General features: G+C 60.9%; 24 protein-coding genes. 16 read left to right on the forward strand and 8 right to left on the reverse strand.

The window, feature by feature from the left end; translation table 11 throughout:
• Positions 1–28: 28 nt before the first annotated feature.
• Positions 29–961, reverse strand: a complete 933-nt coding sequence (locus BHC62_RS14380; RefSeq protein ID WP_029300398.1) for a lipid A biosynthesis lauroyl acyltransferase — start codon at positions 959–961, stop codon at positions 29–31.
• Positions 962–1,078: 117 nt separating this feature from the next.
• On the opposite strand from BHC62_RS14380, the gene minC reads away from it, so the two are divergent.
• The 7 genes from minC to BHC62_RS14410 all read left to right on the forward strand — a co-directional run bounded on the left by minC (position 1,079) and on the right by BHC62_RS14410 (position 7,957).
• Positions 1,079–1,816 carry a septum site-determining protein MinC gene (gene minC / locus BHC62_RS14385; RefSeq protein WP_038447253.1) on the forward strand — a complete coding sequence of 246 codons (738 nt, stop codon included), beginning with the start codon at positions 1,079–1,081 and terminating at the stop codon, positions 1,814–1,816.
• A gap of 201 nt (positions 1,817–2,017) precedes the next feature.
• A complete protein-coding gene (minD, locus tag BHC62_RS14390; protein WP_029300401.1) occupies positions 2,018–2,830 on the forward strand; it encodes a septum site-determining protein MinD in 813 nt (270 codons plus the stop codon).
• Between the two features lie 3 nt (positions 2,831–2,833).
• Entirely contained in the window at positions 2,834–3,088 is a 255-nt protein-coding gene (gene minE, locus BHC62_RS14395) for a cell division topological specificity factor MinE (RefSeq protein WP_003175252.1), read from the forward strand.
• 91 nt (positions 3,089–3,179) lie between these two features.
• Positions 3,180–3,815 carry an RluA family pseudouridine synthase gene (locus BHC62_RS14400; protein ID WP_070995357.1) on the forward strand — a complete coding sequence of 212 codons (636 nt, stop codon included), beginning with the start codon at positions 3,180–3,182 and terminating at the stop codon, positions 3,813–3,815.
• A gap of 173 nt (positions 3,816–3,988) precedes the next feature.
• Positions 3,989–5,278, forward strand: coding sequence for a M18 family aminopeptidase (locus tag BHC62_RS14405; RefSeq protein WP_029300406.1), 1,290 nt, complete (start codon positions 3,989–3,991; stop codon positions 5,276–5,278).
• 252 nt (positions 5,279–5,530) lie between these two features.
• Positions 5,531–5,707 (forward strand): hypothetical protein, encoded by a 177-nt coding sequence (locus tag BHC62_RS28615; RefSeq protein ID WP_166647837.1) that lies wholly within the window; start codon positions 5,531–5,533, stop codon positions 5,705–5,707.
• Between the two features lie 72 nt (positions 5,708–5,779).
• Positions 5,780–7,957, forward strand: a complete 2,178-nt coding sequence (locus BHC62_RS14410; RefSeq protein ID WP_029300408.1) for a mechanosensitive ion channel family protein — start codon at positions 5,780–5,782, stop codon at positions 7,955–7,957.
• On the opposite strand, the gene BHC62_RS14415 is transcribed toward BHC62_RS14410, so the two are convergent.
• Positions 7,933–8,646, reverse strand: a complete 714-nt coding sequence (locus BHC62_RS14415) for a UTRA domain-containing protein (RefSeq protein WP_070995358.1) — start codon at positions 8,644–8,646, stop codon at positions 7,933–7,935. The two genes, BHC62_RS14410 and BHC62_RS14415, sit on opposite strands and share 25 nt — an antisense overlap.
• A gap of 349 nt (positions 8,647–8,995) precedes the next feature.
• Between BHC62_RS14415 and BHC62_RS14420 the strand changes: the two genes are divergently transcribed.
• The 6 genes from BHC62_RS14420 to BHC62_RS14445 all read left to right on the forward strand — a co-directional run bounded on the left by BHC62_RS14420 (position 8,996) and on the right by BHC62_RS14445 (position 14,328).
• Complete coding sequence (locus BHC62_RS14420) at positions 8,996–10,063, forward strand: ABC transporter substrate-binding protein (protein WP_070995359.1); 1,068 nt, start codon at positions 8,996–8,998, stop codon at positions 10,061–10,063.
• A gap of 158 nt (positions 10,064–10,221) precedes the next feature.
• On the forward strand, positions 10,222–11,028 hold the full coding sequence (locus tag BHC62_RS14425; protein ID WP_070995360.1) for an alkaline phosphatase family protein: 807 nt from the start codon (positions 10,222–10,224) through the stop codon (positions 11,026–11,028).
• Positions 11,025–11,870 (forward strand): ABC transporter permease subunit, encoded by an 846-nt coding sequence (locus BHC62_RS14430; RefSeq protein WP_070995361.1) that lies wholly within the window; start codon positions 11,025–11,027, stop codon positions 11,868–11,870. The genes BHC62_RS14425 and BHC62_RS14430 overlap by 4 nt, the downstream gene beginning before the upstream one ends.
• Complete coding sequence (locus tag BHC62_RS14435) at positions 11,857–12,657, forward strand: ABC transporter permease (protein ID WP_070995362.1); 801 nt, start codon at positions 11,857–11,859, stop codon at positions 12,655–12,657. The genes BHC62_RS14430 and BHC62_RS14435 overlap by 14 nt, the downstream gene beginning before the upstream one ends.
• Entirely contained in the window at positions 12,654–13,643 is a 990-nt protein-coding gene (locus tag BHC62_RS14440) for an ABC transporter ATP-binding protein (protein ID WP_070995363.1), read from the forward strand. Before BHC62_RS14435 ends, BHC62_RS14440 begins: the two co-directional genes overlap by 4 nt.
• 31 nt (positions 13,644–13,674) lie before the next feature.
• On the forward strand, positions 13,675–14,328 hold the full coding sequence (locus tag BHC62_RS14445; RefSeq protein ID WP_029292818.1) for an HAD family phosphatase: 654 nt from the start codon (positions 13,675–13,677) through the stop codon (positions 14,326–14,328).
• Between the two features lie 97 nt (positions 14,329–14,425).
• On the opposite strand, the gene BHC62_RS14450 is transcribed toward BHC62_RS14445, so the two are convergent.
• Entirely contained in the window at positions 14,426–15,388 is a 963-nt protein-coding gene (locus BHC62_RS14450; protein WP_070995364.1) for a zinc-binding dehydrogenase, read from the reverse strand.
• Between the two features lie 138 nt (positions 15,389–15,526).
• Here BHC62_RS14450 and BHC62_RS14455 point away from each other — a divergent pair, with 138 nt between their 5' ends.
• Both BHC62_RS14455 and BHC62_RS14460 read left to right on the forward strand, forming a co-directional pair.
• Positions 15,527–17,608 (forward strand): carboxy terminal-processing peptidase, encoded by a 2,082-nt coding sequence (locus BHC62_RS14455; RefSeq protein WP_169852119.1) that lies wholly within the window; start codon positions 15,527–15,529, stop codon positions 17,606–17,608.
• 118 nt (positions 17,609–17,726) lie between these two features.
• Positions 17,727–19,484, forward strand: a complete 1,758-nt coding sequence (locus BHC62_RS14460) for a bifunctional diguanylate cyclase/phosphodiesterase (protein ID WP_070995439.1) — start codon at positions 17,727–17,729, stop codon at positions 19,482–19,484.
• A gap of 18 nt (positions 19,485–19,502) precedes the next feature.
• Here the strand turns inward: BHC62_RS14460 and BHC62_RS14465 are convergent, their stop codons facing one another.
• The 5 genes from BHC62_RS14465 to BHC62_RS14485 all read right to left on the reverse strand — a co-directional run bounded on the left by BHC62_RS14465 (position 19,503) and on the right by BHC62_RS14485 (position 22,250).
• Positions 19,503–19,889 carry a tetratricopeptide repeat protein gene (locus BHC62_RS14465; RefSeq protein ID WP_070995366.1) on the reverse strand — a complete coding sequence of 129 codons (387 nt, stop codon included), beginning with the start codon at positions 19,887–19,889 and terminating at the stop codon, positions 19,503–19,505.
• The gene (locus tag BHC62_RS14470) at positions 19,890–20,261 is read right to left on the reverse strand and encodes a hypothetical protein (RefSeq protein WP_029292807.1); all 372 of its coding nucleotides are present in this window, start codon (positions 20,259–20,261) and stop codon (positions 19,890–19,892) included.
• Positions 20,258–20,596 (reverse strand): helix-turn-helix transcriptional regulator, encoded by a 339-nt coding sequence (locus tag BHC62_RS14475; protein ID WP_029292804.1) that lies wholly within the window; start codon positions 20,594–20,596, stop codon positions 20,258–20,260. Before BHC62_RS14475 ends, BHC62_RS14470 begins: the two co-directional genes overlap by 4 nt.
• A gap of 97 nt (positions 20,597–20,693) precedes the next feature.
• Entirely contained in the window at positions 20,694–21,149 is a 456-nt protein-coding gene (locus BHC62_RS14480) for a YkvA family protein (protein ID WP_029292802.1), read from the reverse strand.
• A gap of 372 nt (positions 21,150–21,521) precedes the next feature.
• Entirely contained in the window at positions 21,522–22,250 is a 729-nt protein-coding gene (locus tag BHC62_RS14485) for an FKBP-type peptidyl-prolyl cis-trans isomerase (protein ID WP_029292800.1), read from the reverse strand.
• Between the two features lie 258 nt (positions 22,251–22,508).
• Here BHC62_RS14485 and BHC62_RS14490 point away from each other — a divergent pair, with 258 nt between their 5' ends.
• Positions 22,509–24,317 carry a di-heme-cytochrome C peroxidase gene (locus BHC62_RS14490; RefSeq protein ID WP_070995367.1) on the forward strand — a complete coding sequence of 603 codons (1,809 nt, stop codon included), beginning with the start codon at positions 22,509–22,511 and terminating at the stop codon, positions 24,315–24,317.
• Positions 24,318–24,336: the final 19 nt, after the last annotated feature.

Here is a 24,336-nt window from a genome sequence, read left to right on the forward strand (position 1 = left end):
ACTCCATGGGCGGGGACAATCCGTTTATTCAGCGGCGCTTTTCGTACAGCTTGGGTTCGCCCGGTGGCCGGCTCTTGAAGCGGCGATGAGCCCACAGGTATTGCTCGGGGCACTCGCGCACCGCGGTTTCCACCCATTGGTTGATACGCAGGCAATCGACTTCATCGGATTCGCCGGGGAAGTCGCTCAAAGGCGGATGAATCACCATGCGGTAGCCACTGCCATCGGCCAGGCGCTCCTGGGTAAACGGCACCACCAACGCCTTGCCCAGGCGCGCGAACTTGCTGGTGGCGGTGACTGTGGCGGCCTGGATGCCGAACAACGGCACAAAAATGCTCTGCTTGGCGCCATAGTCCTGGTCGGGCGCGTACCAGATCGCCCGGCCGGCGCGCAGCAGCTTGAGCATGCCACGCACGTCTTCGCGCTCTACCGCCAGGGAGTCGAGGTTGTGGCGCTCGCGGCCACGACGCTGAATAAAGTCGAACAACGGGTTGCCGTGCTCACGGTACATGCCATCGATGGTGTGCTTCTGCCCCAGCAAGGCCGCACCGATCTCCAGGGTGGTGAAATGCAGGGCCATGAGGATCACGCCCTTGCCTTCGCGTTGGGCCTGCTTGAGGTGCTCCAGCCCTTCGACATGGGCCAGGCGCGCCAGGCGCTGTTTGGACCACCACCAACTCATGGCCATCTCAAAGAAGGCGATACCGGTGGATGCAAAGTTTTCCTTGAGCAAATGTTTACGCTCCTGGGCGGACATTTGCGGGAAGCACAGTTCCAGGTTTCGCGCGGCAATGCGCCGGCGCTCACCGGCCACCCGGTACATAAACGCACCCAGCACACGACCAATTCCCAGCAGCACGCGGTATGGCAACTGGGTAATCAACCACAGCACACCGAGCCCCAGCCATAGCAGCCAGAAACGCGGGTGAAAAAATACAGCTCGAAAACGCGGGCGATCCATTACAGATTCCGGTAAAGACAGGGCCGCGCATTCTACAACGGTTCGACCCGGCTTGCGGCTAGCGGTTGTTCTCGTTATAAGTCTCGACACTTTTCGTGACAAGCCGCTTTGCCGACCATGAGCCAAACCGAATCGCTAGACCAAGATCCCGTCTTCCAGCTCAAAGGCAGCATGCTCGCCATTACTGTGCTGGAACTGGCCCGTAACGACCTTGATGCCCTGGACCGCCAGCTCGCCGCCAAGGTAGCCCTGGCCCCGAATTTCTTCAACAACGCGCCGCTGGTGCTGGCCCTGGATAAATTGCCGGCCGGCCAGGGCGCGGTCGACCTGCCCGGGTTGATGCGTGTTTGCCGCCAGCATGGCCTGCGCACCCTGGCCATTCGCGCCAGCCGTATCGAAGACATCGCGGCCGCCATCGCCATTGAACTGCCAGTATTGCCACCGTCCGGCGCCCGCGAGCGTGTGCTCGACCCGGTGGAAGGTGAAGTGAAGAAAAAACCGGAAAAACCACCAGAGCCGACGATCAAGCCTACAAGGATCATCACCTCTCCCGTACGCGGCGGGCAGCAGATTTACGCCCAGGGCGGCGACCTGGTGGTGGTCGCTCCGGTCAGTCCCGGCGCGGAACTTCTCGCCGATGGCAACATCCATGTATACGGCCCAATGCGTGGCCGGGCACTGGCTGGAGTCAAGGGCGATACCAAGGCCCGGATTTTCTGCCAGCAATTGAGCGCTGAGCTGGTGTCCATCGCCGGCCAGTACAAGGTTTCGGAAGATTTGCGCCGTGATCCGCTGTGGGGGGCCGGGGTACAAGTCAGCCTGTCGGGCGATGTGTTGAACATCATCCGTCTTTAACGGATACTGCCGCATTTTCCAAGCATCTCTGGACTCTGATAGCACAGCGAAACCGGCAAGACTTGCGTAGGAATAATTGAAAGTTGGCGTTCTCCCTACGGGAGGCACATCTTTTTCCTACGAAGACTGTCCGCCTGCAGCGAGTTTCAAGAGATGTTTTTCAGGGACTGAGAGGTCCTTTTTCCTTAGGGGTGAAACACCTTGGCCAAGATTCTCGTGGTTACATCCGGCAAGGGTGGTGTGGGTAAGACCACCACCAGCGCCGCTATCGGTACCGGCCTCGCTCTGCGCGGGCACAAGACAGTCATCGTCGACTTCGACGTCGGTTTGCGTAACCTCGACCTGATCATGGGCTGCGAACGCCGCGTGGTGTACGACTTCGTCAACGTGGTCAACGGCGAAGCCAACCTGCAACAGGCCCTGATCAAGGACAAGCGCCTTGAGAACCTGTATGTACTGGCCGCCAGCCAGACCCGTGACAAAGACGCGCTGACCAAAGAAGGCGTAGGCAAAGTTCTGGCCGAGCTGAAAGAAACCTTCGAATACGTGGTCTGCGATTCCCCGGCGGGTATCGAGACCGGCGCTCACCTGGCGATGTACTTCGCCGATGAAGCCATCGTCGTGACCAACCCGGAAGTGTCCTCGGTACGTGACTCGGACCGCATGCTCGGCCTGCTGGCCAGCAAGTCCAAGCGCGCCGAAGACAACCAGGACCCGATCAAGGAGCACCTGCTGCTCACCCGCTACAACCCTGAGCGCGTAAGCAAGGGCGAGATGCTGGGCGTAGAAGACGTTAAAGATATCCTGGCAGTTACGCTGCTGGGTGTGATCCCAGAATCCCAAGCGGTACTCAAGGCGTCCAACGAGGGCGTACCCGTTATTCTCGACGACCAGAGCGACGCCGGCCAGGCGTACAGCGATGCTGTCGATCGCCTGCTGGGCAAGACCGTGGAACATCGCTTCCTCGATGTAAAGAAGAAGGGATTCTTCGAGCGTATCTTTGGAGGCAACTAAATCATGAAATTTCTCGACTTCTTTCGCGCCAACAAAAAGCCAAGCACCGCGTCGGTAGCGAAAGAGCGTCTACAGATCATCGTGGCGCACGAACGCGGCCAACGCAGCACCCCGGACTACCTGCCAGCCCTGCAGAAGGAGCTGGTTGAGGTGATCCGCAAGTACGTCAATATCGGCAACGATGACGTGCATGTCGCCCTGGAAAACGACGGCAGCTGCTCGATTCTGGAACTCAATATCACCCTGCCTGATCGTTGATCGAACAGGCGGTCGCCACGGCGGCTGCGCTACCCGCCCCTACAGGGGTGGTTGGCGCAGTCGCCGTTGGCGTTTGTTACGAGACTGTTTAATGCCGCTGTCCAATATTCATATCCTTCACCAGGATGACGCTGTCCTGGTGGTGAACAAGCCGACCCTGCTGCTCTCGGTGCCTGGTCGCGCCGACGACAACAAGGACTGCCTGATCACCCGCCTGCAAGAAAACGGTTATCCCGAGGCCCGCATCGTCCATCGCCTGGACTGGGAAACCTCGGGGATCATCCTGCTGGCCCGGGATGCCGACACCCACCGCGAACTGTCCCGCCAGTTTCACGACCGTGAAACCGAAAAAGCCTACACCGCTTTGTGCTGGGGCCAGCCGGATCTGGACAGCGGCAGCATCGACCTACCCCTGCGCTACGACCCACCGACCAAGCCCCGCCATGTGGTGGACCATGAGTTCGGCAAGCACGCCCTGACCTTCTGGAAAGTCCTGGAGCGTTGCGGGGATTGGTGCCGGGTTGAGTTGACGCCGATTACCGGGCGTTCACACCAGTTGCGGGTCCACATGCTGTCCATCGGCCACCCGCTACTGGGCGATGGCTTGTATGCCCACGAACAGGCCCTGGCCGCCTGGCCGCGCCTGTGCCTGCACGCCAGCATGCTGAGCTTTACTCACCCGCAAAGCGGCGAGCTCCTGCGCTTCGAGTGCCCAGCGCCGTTCTGAATGGCTAGGCACAATAATTGTAGGAGCGAGCTTGCTCGCGAAAACCCCGAGAGCGCCGTGTATATCCAGGATGCCCGCATTATCGTTGGCGTTTTTCGCGAGCAAGCTCGCTCCTACAATGAATCGGTTGGGCCAATACGGTAAACTCGCGCCATTGCTGTCTGGAGCTACTTATGCGCGAAGCGTTGAATCAAGGCCTGATCGACTTCCTCAAGGCCTCTCCCACCCCCTTTCATGCCACTGCGGCCCTGGCCCAACGCCTGGAAGCTGCCGGTTTCCAGCGCCTCGACGAGCGCGAGACCTGGACTACCGAGGCCAACGGTCGCTACTACGTGACCCGCAACGACTCCTCGATCATCGCGTTCAAGATGGGCCGCCAGTCGCCCCTGCACGACGGCATCCGCCTGGTCGGCGCCCATACCGACAGCCCATGCCTGCGAGTCAAGCCACAACCTGAGCTGCAACGCCAGGGCTTCTGGCAACTGGGCGTGGAAGTCTACGGCGGCGCGCTGCTGGCGCCGTGGTTCGACCGTGACCTGTCCCTGGCCGGCCGCGTGACGTTCCGCCGTGACGGCAAGGTCGAAAGCCAGTTGATCGACTTCAAGCTGCCGATCGCCATCATTCCCAACCTGGCCATCCACCTGAACCGTGAAGCCAACCAGGGCTGGGCGATCAATGCCCAGACCGAGCTGCCGCCAATCCTCGCGCAGTTTGCCGGTGATGAGCGCGTGGACTTCCGTGCCGTGCTCACCGACCAACTGGCCCGCGAACATGGGTTGAACGCTGATGTGGTGCTCGACTACGAGCTGAGTTTCTACGATACCCAAGGCGCGGCGGTGATCGGCCTGCATGGCGACTTTATCGCCGGCGCCCGCCTGGACAACCTGCTGTCGTGCTACGCCGGCCTGCAAGCGCTGCTCACCAGCGAGACCGACGAAACCTGCGTGCTGGTGTGTACCGACCACGAAGAAGTCGGTTCCTGCTCAGCCTGCGGTGCCGACGGCCCGATGCTGGAACAGACCCTGCGGCGCCTGCTGCCTGAGGGTGATGAGTTCGTACGTGCGATTCAGAAATCGTTGCTGGTGTCTGCCGACAATGCCCACGGCATCCACCCCAACTACGCCGACAAGCACGACGCCAACCACGGCCCGAAACTCAATGCCGGCCCGGTGATCAAGGTCAACAGCAACCAGCGCTACGCCACCAACAGCGAAACCGCCGGGTTCTTCCGCCACCTGTGCATGGCCGAAGAAGTGCCGGTGCAGAGTTTCGTGGTGCGCAGCGACATGGGCTGCGGCTCGACCATCGGCCCGATCACCGCCAGCCACCTGGGTGTGCGCACCGTGGACATCGGCCTGCCGACATTCGCCATGCACTCGATCCGCGAGCTGTGCGGCAGCCACGACCTGGCGCACCTGGTGAAGGTGTTGAGTGCGTTCTACGCAAGCCGCGACCTGCCCTGAAGACTCCTTTGTGGCGAGGGGGCTTGTCCCCCACTGGGCTGCGCAGCAGCCCCATTCAGCCTCACTGAGATCTATGAGATACAACGAGGTGGCAGGTTTTGGGGCTGCTGCGCAGCCCAGTGGGGGACAAGCCCCCTCGCCACGACAGCGCCTGGCCACATAGCCTTCGCCCTATCTGACACACATCAACCCCACTTGCGCCAATCCAGCCTAGACTGGTAATCATCTTTCTACGACAAGGCCGTCCCCACCATGATCCCGATGTCCGCCTTCCACGCCATGCTCATCCCCATCCTCACGGGCATGATCCTGCTGGCCGTTGGCTTCAACTTCCGCGACAAAAACCTCGGTGTGTTTGGCATGTGGGTCGGCATGCTGCTGATCCTCGGCACCATCGTTTACCGGATCCTCGCAAAACTGGCCGAATAACAAATGCACTCGCAATGGGCATAGCGCCCTCGTACACTCGGTCGATCTGTCGTTTCCAAGGTTGACCGCCTCGTGCTTGCCCGTCTGTTTGCCCTGCCCTACTGCCTGCTCCTTTGCCTGCTGATCCTATTGCCTATCGCCCCTGCCCAGGCGGTCGGCCTGCCAGGCATTCTGGGCAGCAGCACCAAAGCCCAACCACAAGCCGACGTGCCGCTGGGCCAGTCTTTGGACGAGGTGATCAAGACCCTGGAAAACGACCAGCAGCGCACCAAGCTGCTGGCCGACCTGAAGAAGCTGCGCGAAGCCACGAAAAAAGCTCAACCGGCAGCCGAGCAAGGGGTGCTGGGCTTGATCGGCGGCACCCTGGCGAGCCTGGAGCAACAACTGTCCGGCAGCGACAGCCCGCTCAATCGCTGGTCCGTCGAGTTCGACCAGGCCAAGGCCGAGTTTTCCGCCTTGATGCTGCCAGCCAGCGAATGGCTGCCAATCATCTTTGGCTTTGCCATGGTGCTGATGCTCTGGAGCCTGCTGGCGGCCGCGCTGATCTGGCTCAGCCATCGCGTGCGCCTGCGTTTTGGCCTCAGTGAAGAACTGCCCCAACACCCCAAGACCTGGGACATGCTGCGTTTTGCCCTGCGCAAACTCGGCCCCTGGCTGATTGCCCTGGTGATCACCGTCTACTTGAGCTACGCCCTGCCCTCGTCCCTGGGCAAGTCCCTGGCAATGGTCCTGGCGTACGCGCTGGTGGTCGGCACCTGTTTCTCGGCGATCTGCGTCATTGCCTTTTCCGTGCTCGACGGCCCGCACCGCCACCGAGCCCTTTATATCCTGCGCCACCAGGCGTTTCGCCCGCTGTGGCTGATCGGCAGCTTCGCCGCCTTTGGCGAGGCACTGAGCGACCCGCGCCTGACCGAAGCCCTGGGCACCCACCTGGCACACAGCGCGGCGACCGTCGCCAATGTGCTGGCCGCACTGTCTACCGGCGTGTTTATCCTGCGTTTCCGCCGACCCATCGCGCACCTGATCCGCAACCAGCCACTGTCCCGGCGCCTGACCCGTCGCGCCTTGAGCGACACCATCGAGATCATCGGCACCTTCTGGTACCTGCCGGCGCTGCTGCTGGTGGGCATTTCGCTGTTTGCCACGTTCGTGTCCGCAGGCGATACCAGCACCGCCTTGCGCCAGTCATTGTTCTGCACGGTGTTGCTGGTGCTGTGCATGGTGATCAACGGCCTGGTGCGCCGCCATGCCCTCAAGCCTCAACGTGGGCATAAGCGCCATGCGCTGTATTCCGAACGCCTGAAAAGTTTCGTCTACACCCTGGCCCACCTGGCGGTGTGGCTGGTGTTCATCGAGCTCGGCCTGCGGGTCTGGGGCTGGTCGCTGATCCGCTTTACCGAGGGCGATGGGCATGAAATCAGCGTCAAATTGTTCGGCCTCGCGGGTACCCTGCTGTTCGCCTGGCTGATCTGGATCCTCAGCGACACCGCGATCCACCACGCCCTCACCCGCTCGCGCAAAGGCCTGGCGAATGCGCGGGCGCAGACCATGATGCCGTTGATCCGCAACGTGCTGTTCGTGACGATCTTTATCATCGCCGCCATCGTCGCCCTGGCGAACATGGGCATGAACGTCACGCCACTGCTGGCCGGTGCCGGTGTGATCGGCCTGGCCATCGGTTTTGGCGCGCAGTCACTGGTAGCGGACTTGATCACCGGCCTGTTCATCATCATCGAAGACTCCCTGGCGATCGATGACTACGTGGACGTCGGCGGCCACCTCGGCACCGTCGAAGGCCTGACCATCCGCACCGTGCGCCTGCGCGATATCGATGGCATCGTGCATACCATCCCGTTCAGCGAGATCAAGAGCATCAAGAACTACTCGCGGGAATTCGGCTATGCGATTTTCCGCGTGGCGGTGCCTGCCAGCATGGACATCGACACCGCGATCAAACTGATGCGCGACGTCGGCCAGAAGATGCGCGCCGATCCGCTGCAGCGCCGCAATATCTGGTCGCCCCTGGAGTTCCAGGGGGTGGAGAGTTTCGAGTCGGGCAACGCCATCCTGCGCGCGCGCTTCAAGACCGCGCCGATCAAGCAGTGGGAAGTGTCGCGGGCGTTCAACCTGTCGCTCAAGCGCCACCTGGATGAGGCCGGCATGGACCTGGCAATGCCGCGCTTGAGTGTGCAGGTGGTGACGGCGGCGAGTGGGCCGCAGGACGCTCAGGTCACATCGACCCCGACGTGAATCGCATCATGGCGCCAGAACTCCAGGTCGCAATCGATCAGGCGCTGGTGCTGATCGTAATTGACCCGGGCGATCCGCAGCCCGGGGCTGCCTGCCGAGACCTTCAGGGCGGCTGCCGCTTCCACCTGCAATGAAGTCGGCACAATTTCAAAGCGCACGCGCCCGTAATGCAAGTCGTACTGGCGGGCGTACAACTCGGTCATCGACTCGTTCAGGTCACACGCAAGGATCCCCGGGAAATACTGCGGGTTGAGGTAGTGCTCGACATACAGCACCAACCGCCCATCAATACGTCGCCGGCGGCAGATCTGGATCACGCTCGATAGCGCCGGCAGTTGCAGCCACGCACAAACAGCGGCCGAGGCCGGTTGCAAGCGAGCCGATATGACTTCAGTGCAAGGCACCCGCCCCTGGGCGCCGACCATGGCGTGGAAGTGGCTGCGCTGCATCAGGTTATAGGCCAGCCGGGGCGGCGAAACGAACCAGCCACGCCGCTCCTCGCGGTAGATCTGGCCCTGGGCTTCCAGTTGCAGCAACGCCTCGCGCACGGTGATGCGGGTGGTACCAAACAACTCACTGAGTTTGCGCTCGGCCGGCAATTTGCTCGCCGGGCTCAATAAGCCGTGGCTGATCTGCTCTTGCAGCGCCAGGCCTATGGCTGTCACCGCTTTGGTTGCCTCATCACGCATCAACGTTACCTATCTGGACTAGGCCAGCACTGTTTGGGTGCGCCAAATGCCCCTGGAATGGGCGACGGCTAGTGCGTGCAAGCCTAGGCATCACACATGACCGACAGATGACAGCGCCGTGCGCCGCCGTCTCACATGCCCTGCAATACATCGGCCAAGTCCAGGTATTACGGGGTCATGGCCGTGGTCTACGCTTACCCGGCAGGCGCCTGCCCAGGCGCTTTAAAAACGACATCGACATGAAACTGTCATCCAGCGCGCCTAAATTGGCTCGTGTATTGCTGACCTAGACCAAACCAACCGCGCCATCAAAAAATCGCAGCGTTGAAAACGCCCAAAGGAGCTTCGGATGAAACAGCTTTTCCTGGCATCACTGTTAGGCTCGACCATTGCCATGTGCACCGCCGCCATGGCCGCTGACACCGATTTGAAAACCCTGGAAGCTGCCGCCAAGGCAGAAGGCGCTGTGAACAGCGTCGGCATGCCCGATGACTGGGCCAACTGGAGAGGCACCTGGGAAGACCTTGCGGCCAAGTACGGCCTCAAGCACATCGACACCGACATGAGCTCGGCCCAGGAAATCGCCAAGTTCGATGCGGAAAAAGACAATGCCAGCGCCGATATCGGCGACGTCGGTGCAGCCTTTGGGCCGATTGCGGCCACCAAGGGCGTCACGCAACCCTACAAGCCCAGCACCTGGGAACAGATCCCCGATTGGGCCAAAGATAAAGACGGTCACTGGGCACTGGCCTACACCGGCACCATCGCGTTTATCATCAACAAAAATCTGCTGCACGGCTCCGAAGCCCCGACCAAGTGGGCGGACCTGAAGAACGGCAAATACAAGGTCTCGATTGGTGACGTGAGCACCGCCGCCCAAGCCGCCAACGGCGTGTTGGCAGCCGCTCTGGCCAACGGTGGCGACGAGAAGAACATCCAGCCGGCGCTGCTGATGTTCGCCGACATTGCCAAGCAGGGGCGTATTTCCCTGGCCAACCCGACCATTGCCACCATGGAAAAAGGCGAAGTGGAAGTGGGCGTGGTCTGGGACTTCAACGGGCTGAGCTACAAGGCGAAGATGGCCAACCCGGATGACTACGTGGTGCTGATCCCATCGGATGGCTCGGTGATTTCCGGCTATACCACCATCATCAACAAATACGCCAAGCACCCGAATGCGGCCAAGCTGACCCGCGAATACATCTTCAGTGATGCCGGGCAGATCAACCTGGCCAAGGGCAATGCGCGGCCGATCCGTGCCGAACACCTGACCCTGCCCGCCGAAGTGCAGGCCAAGCTGCTGCCTAACGAACAATACAAAAACGTGACGCCCATCAAGGACCCGGCCGCCTGGGAGGCCACCTCCAAGACCTTGCCGCAGAAGTGGCAGGAAGAAGTCATCATCAATATGCAGTAAGCCCTGGGTGGGAGCTGGCTTGCCGGCGATAGCGGTATGACATTCAGCACTCGTATCGGCTAATGCACCGTTATCGCAGGCAAGCCAGCTCCCACAGTTGATCCGGTTCCAGAAGAACCACGCAATCAAGCCCAATTTGTCGCGGAGCCCCTGCCCCTATGAAGCACAACGTCATCCTTGTGGTGCTCGACGGCCTCAATTACGAGGTCGCCCGGCATGCCATGGGGCATCTCCAGGCCTACGTCGGTGCCGGGCGTGCGGCGCTGTACAAGCTGGAATGCGAATTGCCCGCCCTGTCCCGCCCGCTGTACGAATGCATCCTCACCGGCGTACCGCCGATCGACAGCGGCATCGTGCACAACCACGTCTCGCGCCTGTCCAACCAGCGCAGTATCTTCCACTACGCCAGAGCCGCCGGCCTGACTACCGCAGCGGCGGCTTACCACTGGGTCAGCGAGCTCTACAACCGCTCGCCGTTCATCGCGGCACGGGACCGGCACACCGACGACGAAGCCCTGGCGATCCAGCACGGCCACTTCTACTGGAGCGATCATTACCCGGACGCCCACTTGTTTGCCGACGCCGAAAGCCTGCGCCTCAAGCACGCGCCGAACTTTTTGCTGGTGCACCCGATGAATATCGACGACGCCGGCCACAAGCACGGCCTCGACACCGCGCAATACCGCAACAGCGCCCGCACAGCCGACATTATCCTGGCCGACTACCTGCAAGGCTGGCTCGATGCCGGCTACCAGGTGCTGGTAACGGCCGACCACGGCATGAACAACGACCGCTCCCACAACGGCCTGTTGCCAGAGGAGCGTGAAGTCCCGCTGTTTGTCTTCGGTGATGCCTTCAGTCTCGACCCCAAGGCCCAGCCCAAGCAAACCGATATCTGCGGCACCGTCTGCGCCCTGCTTGGCGTTGCCCACGAAAAACCTGTCTGCCAGGAGCTATTGAAGTGAGTTCAGCGATCCGTGGCAAATGGCTGGCCGCCTTGTGCCTGGTACCCTTCGCCCTGTTTTTTATCGTATTCCAGATCGCGCCGCTGTTCTGGGTGATGGTCAACAGCCTGCAATCGGAGGAGTTCGGCTGGGGCCTGGCCAACTTCAGCAAGATCTTCAACTCCAAGTTCTACCTACAAGCGATCAAGCACAGCCTGGAGATCAGTTTCTACTCCAGCATCTTCGGCATCATCATCGCGTTGCTGGGCAGCTACTCGCTGCGCAAGGTGGATTCGCCGCTGCGCAACTTCGTCACCGCCTTCGCCAACATGACCAGCAACTTCTCCGGCGTGCCCCTGGCCTTTGCCTTCATCATCCTGCTGGGGTTCAACGGCAGCATCACCATCATGCTCAAGCAGGCCGGGATCATTCAGGACTTCAACCTGTACTCCAAGACCGGCCTGATCATCCTGTACACCTACTTCCAGATCCCTTTGGGCGTGCTGCTGCTCTACCCGGCCTTCGACGCCCTGCGTGAAGACTGGCGTGAGTCCGCAGCGCTCCTGGGAGCCAATGGCTGGCAGTACTGGCGGCATATCGGCCTGCCGGTGCTGACGCCGGCGCTGCTGGGTACTTTCGTGATCCTGGTGGCCAACGCCCTGGGCGCCTACGCCACGGTGTACGCGTTGACCACCGGTAACTTCAACGTGCTGCCGATCCGTATCGCGGCGATGGTTTCCGGTGACATTTCCCTGGACCCGAACATGGCCAGCGCCCTGGCCGTGATCCTGGTGGCGCTGATGACCGTGGTCACCGTGGTCCATCAACTGCTGCTCAAGAGGAGCTACCATGTCTCGCGCTGAAGCCAGCCCCGCTGCCCTCTATCATCGCGTGGTGGTGTACCTGCTGTTTGCGATCCTGGTGCTGCCGCTGATTGGTACCCTGGTGTACTCCCTCGCCAGCAGTTGGTCGGCCACCATCCTGCCCGCCGGCTTTACCTTCAAGTGGTATGTGCAGCTGTGGAGCGACCCGCGCTTTTTACATGCCTTTGGCCAGTCGCTGCTGGTATGCGTGGGTGCGCTGATCCTGTCGGTGGTGCTGATCCTGCCGCTGCTGTTCGTGGTGCATTACCACTTCCCCCGGCTCGATGCGCTGATGAACATCCTGATCCTTTTGCCCTTCGCCGTGCCGCCAGTGGTGTCGTCGGTGGGGCTGTTGCAGCTGTATGGCTCGGGGCCGCTGGCCATGGTCGGTACGCCGTGGATCCTGATCGGCTGCTACTTCACCGTGGCGCTGCCGTTCATGTACCGCGCGATCACCAACAACCTGCAAGCGATCAACCTGCGTGACCTGATGGACGCCGCCCAACTGCTCGGCGCCAGCACCTGGCAGGCCGCGATCCTGGTGGTGCTGCCCAACCTGCGCAAGGGTTTGATGGTGGCGTTGCTGCTGTCGTTCTCGTTCCTGTTCGGCGAGTTTGTGTTCGCCAATATCCTCGTCGGCACGCGCTACGAGACCTTGCAGGTTTACCTCAACAACATGCGCAACAGCAGCGGCCATTTCACCAGCGCCGTGGTCATTTCCTATTTCCTTTTCGTGCTGCTGCTCACTTGGGCCGCCAACCTCTTGAACAAGGACAAAAGCCAATGAGCTTCGTCAGCGTCCAGCACCTGCAAAAAAGCTACGCCGCCACCCCGGTGTTCAGTGATATCAACTGCGAGATCGCCAAGGGCGAATTCGTCACCCTCCTCGGCCCGTCCGGTTGCGGCAAGTCCACGCTGCTGCGCTGCATCGCCGGCCTGACGCCGGTGGACAGCGGGCAGATCCTGCTGGACGGCCAGGACATTGTTCCGTTGAGCCCGCAGAAGCGCCATATCGGCATGGTGTTCCAGAGCTACGCACTGTTCCCCAATATGACCGTGGAACAGAACGTCGCCTTCGGCCTGCGCATGCAGAAAGTCAACGCCGATGACAGCCACAAGCGGGTCCAGGAAGTGTTGCAACTGGTCGAGCTCAAGGACCTGGCCGGGCGCTACCCGCACCAGATGTCCGGCGGCCAGTGCCAGCGCGTCGCCCTTGCCCGCTCACTGGTCACGCGGCCGCGCCTGCTGCTGCTTGACGAGCCGCTGTCGGCCCTGGACGCACGGATTCGCAAGCACCTGCGCGAACAGATCCGCCAGATCCAGCGCGAGCTGGGGCTGACCACCATCTTCGTGACCCACGACCAGGAAGAAGCCCTGGTCATGTCCGACCGCATCTTCCTGATGAACCAGGGCAAGATCGTGCAGAGCGGCGACGCCGAGACCCTCTACACCGCTCCGGTGGATGCCTTTGCCGCCGGTTTTATCGGCAACTACAACCTGTTGGATGCCGAGCAGGCCAGCAAGCTGTTGCAGCGCCCGGTCAACGGGCGCATCGCCATCCGCCCTGAATCCATCGAGCTCAACCGCAGCGGCGAACTGGATGCCCTGGTGCGCAGCCATAGCCTGCTGGGCAATGTGATTCGCTATCGTGTCGAGGCCCGGGGCGTGGAATTGGTGGTGGACGTACTCAATCGCTCGGCCCAGGATCTGCATGCGGATGGCCAGCGCCTGGCACTTTCTATCGATCCCGCTGCGCTGTGTGAGGTAGCCTGAGGATGCAGCGTTTATTGAGGAAGCATGACTGATGGCTTTGGTAATTTTTGATCTGGACGACACCCTGATCCACGGCGATTGCGCCACCTTGTGGAGCGAACAGATGGGCCGCCTGGGCTGGGTGGACCGTGAATCGTTCATGCGCAAGAACCATGAACTGATGTCCGCCTACAGCCGCGGCGAGTTGGCCATGGAAGAGTTCATGGACTTCAGCCTGGAACCGATGATCGGGCGCACCCCGGAAGAAGTCGCACATCTGGTAGAGCCATGGGTGGAAGATATTATCGAGCCGCTGATCTACAGCGACGCCACCAAGACCATCGCCCGCCACCGCCAGAACGGTGACCGGATCCTGGTGATCTCGGCCTCGGGCACGCACTTGGTCACGCCGATAGCGGCGCGTATTGGCATCGATGAGGTGCTGGGGATTGAACTGGACGTGGCCCATGGGGTGTACAGCGGCAAGACCGTCGGTGTACTGACCTACCGGGAAGGCAAGATCACCCGCTTGATGCAATGGCTGGAGCAGGAAGGTGAAAGCCTGGAAGGAGCGTATTTCTATTCGGATTCGCGCAATGACTTGCCGCTGTTGAGCAAGGTCGATTACCCACAGGTGGTGAACCCGGATCCTGTGCTACGGGCCCACGCTGAACAGGCGGGCTGGCCGATTCACCAGTGGACCTGACAGCGCGTTTCCTGACTTGAAACCCAATCAAAATGTGGGAGCGGGCTTGTCGGATCGCTCCCACACTTTTGACCCGGTTTCAATTCGAGATTGGCATTTAAGCCAGGCTTTCGTCGATCACCAGCACCAACTTCCCGGAAATCTGGTTGGTCGCCAGCTCCGCAAACGCCGCCTCGGCATCCGTGATCGCAAAGGTCTTGGCCAACTGCGGGCTCAAGCGCCCTTCACCAAACAATGGCCACACCTGCTGGCCCAGGTCGCTCAGCAGATCAGCCTTGAACTGATCATCGCGGCTGCGCAAGGTCGAGCCCAGCAACTGCACGCGCTTGGCCAGCACCTGCGCCAGGTCCAACTGGGCCTCGCGCCCGCCCATCAAGCCGATCAATACCCAACGACCGTCGCGGGCCAGGAGCTTGAGGTTGATGGCTGCATAATTGCCGCCCACCGGGTCGAGAATCACGTCGAACGGGCCAAAATCCCCCAGGCTCTCGATGCCGTCAGTACGTACCACACCGCCTTGGGCGCCGAGCTCTTCGCAGTAGGCCAGGCGATCCGCCGAGCCGACGCTGACCCAGCACGGGCTGCCAAAGGCCTTGCACAGCTGGATCGCCGCCGAACCGACGCCACTGGCGCCCGCGTGCAACAGCACTTTTTCACCCGGCTTGAGGGCCGCCAGTTGGAACAGGTTCAGCCAGGCAGTGCTGTACACCTCAGGCAGAGCGGCCGCTTCAGCCAGGGACAGGCCCTCGGGCACCGGCAGTACGTGGCGCGCGTCCACCACGACTTCCTGCGCCATGCCACCGCCGGCCAGCAGCGCACAAACCCGATCCCCTACTTGCCAGGAAGACCCGGCCCCCACCTCACTGATAACCCCGGAGCACTCCAGGCCCAGCACCTCGCTGGCACCTGGGGGTGGCGGATAGAGCCCCGCACGCTGTAATAAATCCGCCCGATTCAAGCCGGCTGCTGCCACCCGAATGCGAACTTGCCCTACATCGCACGTAGGACTTGGGGTCTCAACCCACTCCACATGACCTTCAACGCCTTGCAATGCTTTCACAGTGCCTCCATAGTGAGTCTGGACTGAGCCCGTTGCTGTAGCGCCGGGCTTTTTGCATTATGCGACCGGCCCAAATGGAACCGGCGACTTCAAAGACGGCCTAATATGCGTTATCAATTGCCCCCGCGTCGAATCAGCATGAAGCATTTGTTCCCCAGCACCGCCCTCGCTCTTTTCATTGGTCTCGGCCTGTTGCCGCTGTCGACCAATACGTTCGCAGCCAACAGCTGGGACAAACTTCAGCCTGATCGCGATGAGGTGATCGCCAGCCTTAACGTCGTCGAGTTGCTCAAGCGCCACCATTACAGCAAGCCGCCGTTGGACGACGCGCGCTCGGTGATCATCTATGACAGCTACCTCAAGCTGCTTGATCCCTCGCGCAGCTATTTCCTGGCCAGTGATGTTGCCGAGTTCGACAAGTGGAAGACCCAGTTCGACGACTTCCTCAAGAGCGGCGACCTGCAGCCTGGCTTCACCATCTACAAGCGTTACCTGGACCGTGTCAAAGCGCGTCTGGACTTCGCCCTGGGTGAGCTGAACAAAGGCGTCGACAAGCTCGACTTCACCCAGAAGGAAACCCTGCTGGTGGATCGCAAGGAGGCCCCGTGGCTGACCAGCACCGCCGCCCTGGATGACCTGTGGCGCAAACGCGTCAAGGACGAAGTCCTGCGCCTGAAGATCGCCGGCAAAGAGCCCAAGGCGATCCAGGAACTGCTGACCAAGCGCTACAAGAACCAATTGAGCCGCCTTGAGCAGACCCGCGCCGAAGATATCTTCCAGGCCTATATCAACACCTTCGCGATGTCCTACGATCCGCACACCAATTATCTGTCGCCAGATAACGCGGAAAATTTTGATATCAACATGAGTCTGTCCCTCGAAGGCATCGGTGCCGTGCTGCAAAGCGACAACGATCAGGTCAAGATCGTGCGCCTGGTGCCCGCTGGCCCTGCGGACAAGACCAAGCAGGTCGCCCCGGCCGACAAGATCATTGGCGTGGCCCAGGCCGACAAAGAGATGGTCGACGTGGTCGGCTGGCGCCTGGACGAAGTGGTCAAGCTGATCCGTGGGCCCAAAGGCAGCGTGGTGCGCCTGGAAGTGATTCCGCACACCAATGCGCCGAATGACCAGACCAGCAAAGTGGTGTCGATCACCCGCGAAGCGGTGAAGCTCGAAGACCAGGCCGTGCAGAAGAAAGTCCTCAACCTCAAGCAGGATGGCAAGGACTACAAGCTGGGCGTGATTGAGATTCCGGCGTTCTACCTGGACTTCAAGGCCTTCCGTGCCGGTGATCCGGACTACAAGAGCACCACCCGTGACGTGAAGAAAATCCTCACCGAGCTGACCAAAGAGAAGGTCGACGGTGTGGTCATCGACCTGCGCAACAACGGTGGCGGCTCGTTGCAGGAAGCCACCGAGCTGACCAGCCTGTTTATCGACAAGGGCCCTACCGTGTTGGTGCGCAACGCTGACGGCCGTGTGGATGTGCTGGAAGACGAAAACCCCGGCGCCTTCTACAAAGGCCCGATGGCGTTGCTGGTCAACCGCCTCTCGGCTTCGGCCTCGGAGATTTTCGCCGGTGCGATGCAGGACTACCACCGCGCAATGATCATCGGTGGCCAGACCTTCGGCAAAGGTACGGTGCAGACCATCCAGCCGCTCAACCATGGCGAGCTGAAGCTGACCCTGGCCAAGTTCTACCGGGTTTCCGGGCAGAGCACCCAGCACCAGGGCGTACTGCCGGACATCGATTTCCCGTCGCTCATCGACACCAAGGAAATCGGCGAAAGCGCCCTGCCCGAAGCCATGCCATGGGACACCATCCGCCCAGCCATCAAGCCCGCATCGGACCCGTTCAAGCCATACCTGGCCCAGCTCAAGGCCGAACATGACCTGCGCTCCGCCAAGGATGCCGAGTTCGTGTTTATCCGCGACAAGCTGGCCCTGGCCAAGAAGCTGATGGCCGAGAAGACCGTCAGCCTCAATGAAGTGGACCGCCGCGCGCAGCACACCGATATCGAGAACCAGCAACTTGCCCTGGAAAACATCCGCCGCAAGGCCAAGGGTGAAGCCCCGCTCAAGGAGCTGAAGAAAGAAGACGAAGACGCGCTGCCGACTGAACCTGAAAAGACCAAGCCGGAAGATGATGCCTACCTGAGCGAAACCGGGCGGATTCTGCTGGACTACCTGAAAATCAGTAAGACGGTGGCCAAGCAGTAAATGATGGCAATTTAATGTTGCCGCTCCACTGAGCGTCATCAAACAGACATCATTCTGTCGTGAAATGAAGGACCGGGCGCCCCAGGCACCCGGTCCTTTTTTTTCGACCGAGATCATCATGACCATGACCGAACAGCTGAATGCCCTGGGCTCCATCCTGGCTCAGGGCAGTTTGCACAGTCTGTTCCAACCCATCATCAGTCTCTGCGAACGCCGCATCCTCGGCTACGAAGCCCTGAGCCGCGGCCCCTCCAACAGCCCGCTGCACTCGCCCCTCGCGCTGTTTAGCGTGGCGCGCCAGGCCGGACGCCTGAATGAGCTGGAGATGGCCTGCAGGCAAAGCGCCTGCAAGCGCTTCAGCGAGCAGAAGCTGCCGGGCAAGCTGTTTCTCAACGTCTCACCCGAGTCGCTGCTGGAAACCACCCATCAACCGGGGCGCACCTTGCAGATGCTGCGCGAGTACGGGATCGCCCCCAGCCAGATCGTGATCGAACTCACGGAGCAAGCACCGACCGACGATTTCCAGCTGCTGCAGACCGCCCTGCACCACTATCGCGACATGGGCTTTTCAATTGCCCTGGATGACTTGGGCGCCGGTTACTCCAGCTTGCGTTTGTGGTCCGAGTTGCGCCCGGACTACGTGAAGATCGACCGGCATTTTATCGACGGCATTCACCAGGATGCGCTCAAGCGCGAGTTTGTCGGCTCCATCCTGCAGATCGCCAGGGCTTCCCGTGCGCAGGTAATTGCTGAAGGCATCGAATTGCCAGAAGAATTGGCGGTGCTCACGGAGATGGGCGTGGATCTGATCCAGGGCTACCTGCTGTGCCGTCCCCAGGAGCACCCGCCGACCGAAGCCCGGTTGATGCTGGCCAGGCCCGACAGCACCAGCGTCTCGCTCAACGAGGACGCCAGTGACCTCAGCGCCCTGCTCAACGAACAACCGGCCGTGGCCCAGGACATCGCCACAGCAAAAGTGCTGGAAGCGTTCCGCAGCCAGGCCAACCTCAACTCCCTGGCGGTCCTCGATGGGCGCGGCCAGCCCATCGGCATCGTGCATCGGCATTCGTTGTCCGACGCCCTGCTCAAGCCATTTGCCACTGATCTGTTTGCGCGCAAGCCCATCAGCCGCTTGATGAGCGACGACTTCCTGGCCGTGGAGCTGAGCCAGTCGTTGCAACAGGTCAGCCGCCTGCTGACCAGCCGCGCGCGGCAGCGCATCGAAGAAGACTTCATCATCACCCAGAACGGCAACTACCTGGGATTGGGCCGGGTGATCGACGTGCTCAAGCTGATTACCGAACTGAAAATCCAGCAGGCGCGCTACGCCAACCCACTGACCCTGCTACCGGGCAACGTGCCGATCCAGCAGTGCCTGACGCGGCTGTTGCAGCAGCAGCGCGAATCGGTGATTTGCTATGTGGATATCGACAGCTTCAAGCCGTTCAACGATATCTACGGCTATGGCCGTGGCGATGAAGTGTTGCTGTGCCTGGCGCAATGCCTGAACGACCGGGTGGACCCCAGTCGCGATTTTGTCGGGCATATTGGCGGCGATGATTTTTTACTGGTGCTGGGCGCCCAGGATTGGCGCAAGCGTCTTAACCAGTTGGTGGATGATTTCCAGACCCAGTGCCGGCGTTTCTACCGCAGTGAGCATTTGGAGGCGGGCTGTTTTATCGCCCTCAATCGCCAGGGGGCGCGACAGGAGTTTGCCTTACTGTCGCTGTCTATCGGCGTGGTGCATCTGCATACGCTGAGTTGTGGACACTTGGATGCCAGCCAGTTGGCGGAACTGGCCTCACAGGCCAAGCATCACGCCAAGAACGTGGCCGGCTACAGCATCCACGTAATCGACAGCCGCGAACTCCTGTAGGAGCCGGCTTGCCGGCGCTTACAGTTGCTCCAGGCGCATCTGCGCCAGCGGATGTCCGGCCTTGGCGGCGAGGGTCCACCAGCGCGCGGCTTCGACTGGGTCCGGGGCCTTGCCCAGGCTGCCAGCCAGGCTCAGCACGCCGACTTGATAGGCAGCCTTGCCATCTCCAGCCTGGCCGGCCAAGCGCAGCAAGCGCACGCCCTCTTCCCGTGCGCCAAGACCCTTGCCGCGAAAGGTCAGGATGTGCCCATAGAAACTTTGGGCCTCGACATTACCCAGGTTGGCCATGCGTGCAAACTGCCCCTCCAGCCAGTGCCAGCCACGGGGCTGACGCACGAACCATGACCAATGAAACAACCTGCGCGCCAGCCAGTAGCTGGCATACGCTTTGAGCTTCCAGAACACTCAAGCCTCCGCTGATTCAGGATATTCGTACTCGAACACACGGACCACTTCCGAGGCGTGCCATGACGCCGCGGCGACGCCATCGGATGGCCCGCAGAAACGCCCAAGGCGTTCGACACATTCAAAAAAACCGGTGCGCGGCAAGCGACTCGCGCCCTGGCTGATCACCAGGGAACTGCGCAGGGGTTGCTCGGCCTTGGCATCAAGGGCGGCCAAGTGCTCAAGTGCAGCGGTCAGGGTTTGCATCGCCGGCGTCGGAAACTGCAAACGCTCAAGCAATGCGCGATAGGTCAAAAGATGGCGTTGGCGACGGGCCTGATCAAGTTCGTTGAGCAATCCATCCCAATGCTGACGGCTGATGCGCACACTCACACTGCATCCCTCCAACCCGCAATCCCCAACTCCCAGGCCAGGCTGCGACGGATCGCGGCATCCGGCTGGCGCTCACCACTTTCAATCAAACCCAGGTAGGACGGGCTGATACCCACAGTACGGGCCAATGTCTCGATCGCCAGCCCCTTGGCTTCGCGCAGGCTGCGTAATTGCTCCAGGGGGCGTAGATCCTGCTCGGTAGCGATGGGTGGGATCTGTGCAGAAGGCGTGGCTGGTTGCTGCAGGCCGGCGGCTGTCAACAGCGCCTGGTACTGAGCCCATGGCAGAACCGCGTATTCGGGTTCGCCATCCCGTGAAATGATTTGTATATCCATGACTGCCCCGTAGGATCACAACACTTACGAAGTAAGTACTTTCCTTAGGAGTGTAATCCTAACAGCCACAAAGAGCGCAGGGGGATAATCCGCGTCTTCAGTTTTTTTTCGGGTTTTCCTGCTCCAGAAGCTGTGGCGTGGCGGGCAAGCGCTCAACCACCACCAACTTCTCCGGGCGCTGGCGTTCACGCCAGGCGCGGAAAGCACTCAGTTCACCGTCCAGGGACTTCATGACCCAGGCCAGAACCGCGATGTCATCGAGCATGCCGAACATCGGCAGGAAATCCGGGATCGCATCAATCGGGCTGAGGAAATACATCAAGCCCGCCACTACCGATATCAGCGCCTTGGGGCTGATGGCCCGATACTCGCCGCGCCAGTAGGCCAGGCACAACGCCTGGAGCAGCTTCAGGTCGTCCTTGAGCTTGCCCAGGCGGCTGCCCTGGCTTGAGCCTTTGGCAGCGACCGCGAACAACAGGGTCGGCAGGCGTCCACGCCCAATCAGGCGTGCGGCCAACGGTAGGAAACGGGTGAAATTCCAGGGTGCTTTCATCGTCACTCCAGTTCCAGGCGAGAGAAAAGGTTATCCACACAACTTGTGGATAACCTTGTGAACAGAGCCCATTTTCGCGGCTGAAAGCCACGTAATACAAGGCCTACAGTCAGATCGGGCGTTTTTTGCGCACATAAAAAAATCCCAAGATTTCATTGACTTGGGGTGCATCTGCGGCTACCCGTGCCGAGGTATAGCATCAGACTGCTCTAAATCGCAGGTGTTCGTTCGGATTGCAAGGGATCCGGTTTTCAGCGAATTCACCCTGTGGAGAGCAGGCTTGCCACAATCAGCCCGCTCACCACAGATAAATAGAACCCGCAGAAACAACAACGCCCCGTATAAACGGGGCGTTGGGTGTTCAACTGCTGCTTACTTGGCAGCAGGTGCTTCAGGAGCGTCAGCCTTGGCCGGGTCCTTGATTGCCAGCAGCTCCAGGTCAAAGACCAGTACCGAGTTGGCTGGAATCGCCGGGCTCGGGCTCTGGGCGCCGTAGGCCAGGTCGGACGGGATGTACAACTCGACCTTCTCGCCTACGTGCATCAGTTGCAGGCCTTCGACCCAACCCGGGATCACGCCGCTGACCGGCAGGTCAATCGGGCTACCGCGATCCACGGAGCTGTCAAAGGTGGTGCCGTTGGTCAGCTTGCCGGTGTAGTGCACAGTCACTACGTCGGTAGGCTTGGGTTGCGCGCCTTCGGCCTTCTTCACGATCTTGTATTGCAGACCGGAAGCGGTGGTGACGACACCGTCTTTCTTGGCGTTGTCTTCGAGGTATTTCTTGCCGGCGGCTGCCGATTCTTCGCTCATCTTGGTCATGCGTTCTTCAGCACGCTTTTGCAGTGCGGAAAACGCTTCTACCAGTTCTTCGTCCTTCAGCTTCTGTTCTTTCTTGCCGACGGCATCTTCGATGCCTTGGGCAACGGCCTTGGAGTCCAGGTCATCCATACCTTCCTGAGCCAGGCTTTTGCCCATGTTCAGGCCGATACCGTAGGAAGCTTTCTGCGCCGGGGTTTTCAGCTCTACGCTGGTTTGCGAATCACAACCCGCAAGTACCAGGCTAACCAGGGCCACCGCCGCCGCCAACCGATGCTGTTTCATGCTATTTCCTTGTTCATGCGCCAAAAGGGCATTCGAATAAAGTCGCGAGCTTATCAGGCGGCCACGACCAATGGCTACCGGCATGTGAGCAGGAAACTTCTGATAAGTTCACGTGTTTAAAAGCATTTTCATCTGCCACAAAGCCCGGCGAAGGACAGCCGATGTACCGAAAACCGCCTGCGTAGACGGATCATGGCTACTTGCCGCCTACCGCGCTCAGTGGCATAAGGACACAACCACTCGACAAGGATAGTTATCTTGCGCATTTTTTCCCGTGCTTTACGCCTGATCCTGTCACTTCTGGGACTGGGGCTGGCCGTCGTACTCTATTACGTGGCCAACCCGAAGCTACCGGATTACGTGCCGGTACAGCAGGTGCACTACCAGGACCAATGGAGCGCCGCCGACCGCCAGGTCTACTACTTCACCCCCCAGGGCACCCAGGTCAAGGGCCTGCGCTACAACTGGTTCTCTGCGCTGGAGCTGCCGTTTTCCGAGCAGCGATTTGCCGAGCCGGCCAACCTGGCGCGCTTTGGTTTCCTGGTAGACCCGCGGCAACAGGCCACACCCCAGAACCCCGGCAACCTGCCCGTAGGTTTCGCCCGGCACAAGAATGCCGGCAGCAACGATGAGTTTCTCGATATAACCTGCGCCGCCTGCCACACCGGCGAGTTGCGCTTCAATGGCCAGGCCCTGCGCATCGACGGCGGCTCGGCGCAACACGTGCTGCCCTCCAGTGTCCCGACCCTGCGCGGTGGCAGCTTTGGCCAGGCCCTGGTGGCCAGCCTCGCGTCCACTTATTACAACCCGTTGAAGTTCAGGCGCTTCGCCCACCGCGTACTGGGCGATCAATACGACGCCCAATACGATCAACTGCGCCAGGACTTCAAGAAGTCCCTGGACAACTTCCTCAAGGTGGCCTGGAACGATACCCACCGTGGCCTCTACCCCACCGAAGAAGGCCCGGGGCGCACCGATGCGTTCGGCCGCATCGCCAACGCCAGCTTCGGCGATGCCATTTCGCCGGAAAACTACCGTATCGCCAACGCGCCGGTGGACTACCCACAGTTGTGGGACATGTGGACCTTCGACTGGGTGCAATGGAACGGCTCGGCCCAACAACCCATGGCGCGCAATATCGGCGAGGCACTGGGCGTAGGCGCTACCCTGGCGTTCTTCGACAGTGCCGGCCAGCCTCTGCAGGGCGATGCGCGCTACCCTTCCAGCGTACGCGTGCGTGACCTGAACCTGATCGAAGAAACCCTGCAACGGCTAAAGCCCCCGACCTGGCCTGAAGCGCTGTTCGGCACTATCGACAAACCCCTGGCCGCCCGTGGCCGCGCATTGTTCACGGAAAACTGCGCGGCCTGCCATGTGCCCAGCGTGAGTGAAGTCAACGGGCGCCCGGTACAGCAGTTGAAGATGCTGGCGGTGGACTACATCGGCACCGACCCTGGCACCGCCAGCAACATTGCCGACCAACGCTACGACCTCAGTGCCCTGCAATGGGACCCGGCCGAATTGGCGCAGTTAAACGTCGAACTGCACCCCGCGCCGACCGAACCGCTGGACCTGCGTAGCCTGTCCGTGGCCAAAGGCCTGGCCTATGTCACTGCATTTGTCGAAGAACATGCTTACCGCGCCGCCGGTATCACCCCGGCCGAACGCCCCCGCCTGGACGGTTTCGGCCTGCCCATCGGCGTGCGCGAGCTGCGCGCCTACAAGGCCCGCCCGCTGGCCGGTGTGTGGGCCACGCCGCCGTTCCTGCACAACGGCTCGGTGCCGACGCTCTACCAATTGCTATCACCCCAGTACGAGCGCAGCCGCACCTTCTATAAAGGCACCTTCGACTACAACCCACGTCATCTGGGCTATCGCACCGAGGCTTTTAAAAACGCATTCCTGTTCGATACGAGCATCACCGGCAACCATAACAGCGGCCACGAGTTCCGCGCGGGCAAGCGTGGCAACGGGGTGATTGGCCGGGGCCTGGAGCCTGAGGAGCGCTGGGCGTTGCTGGAATACCTGAAAGTACTGGGCGGCCCGCTGGAGCAGCAGCTGCCATGACTTCCCCATTTCGATACAA

Source organism: Pseudomonas sp. 06C 126 (genome assembly GCF_001855215.1).
GTDB lineage: Bacteria > Pseudomonadota > Gammaproteobacteria > Pseudomonadales > Pseudomonadaceae > Aquipseudomonas > Aquipseudomonas proteolytica.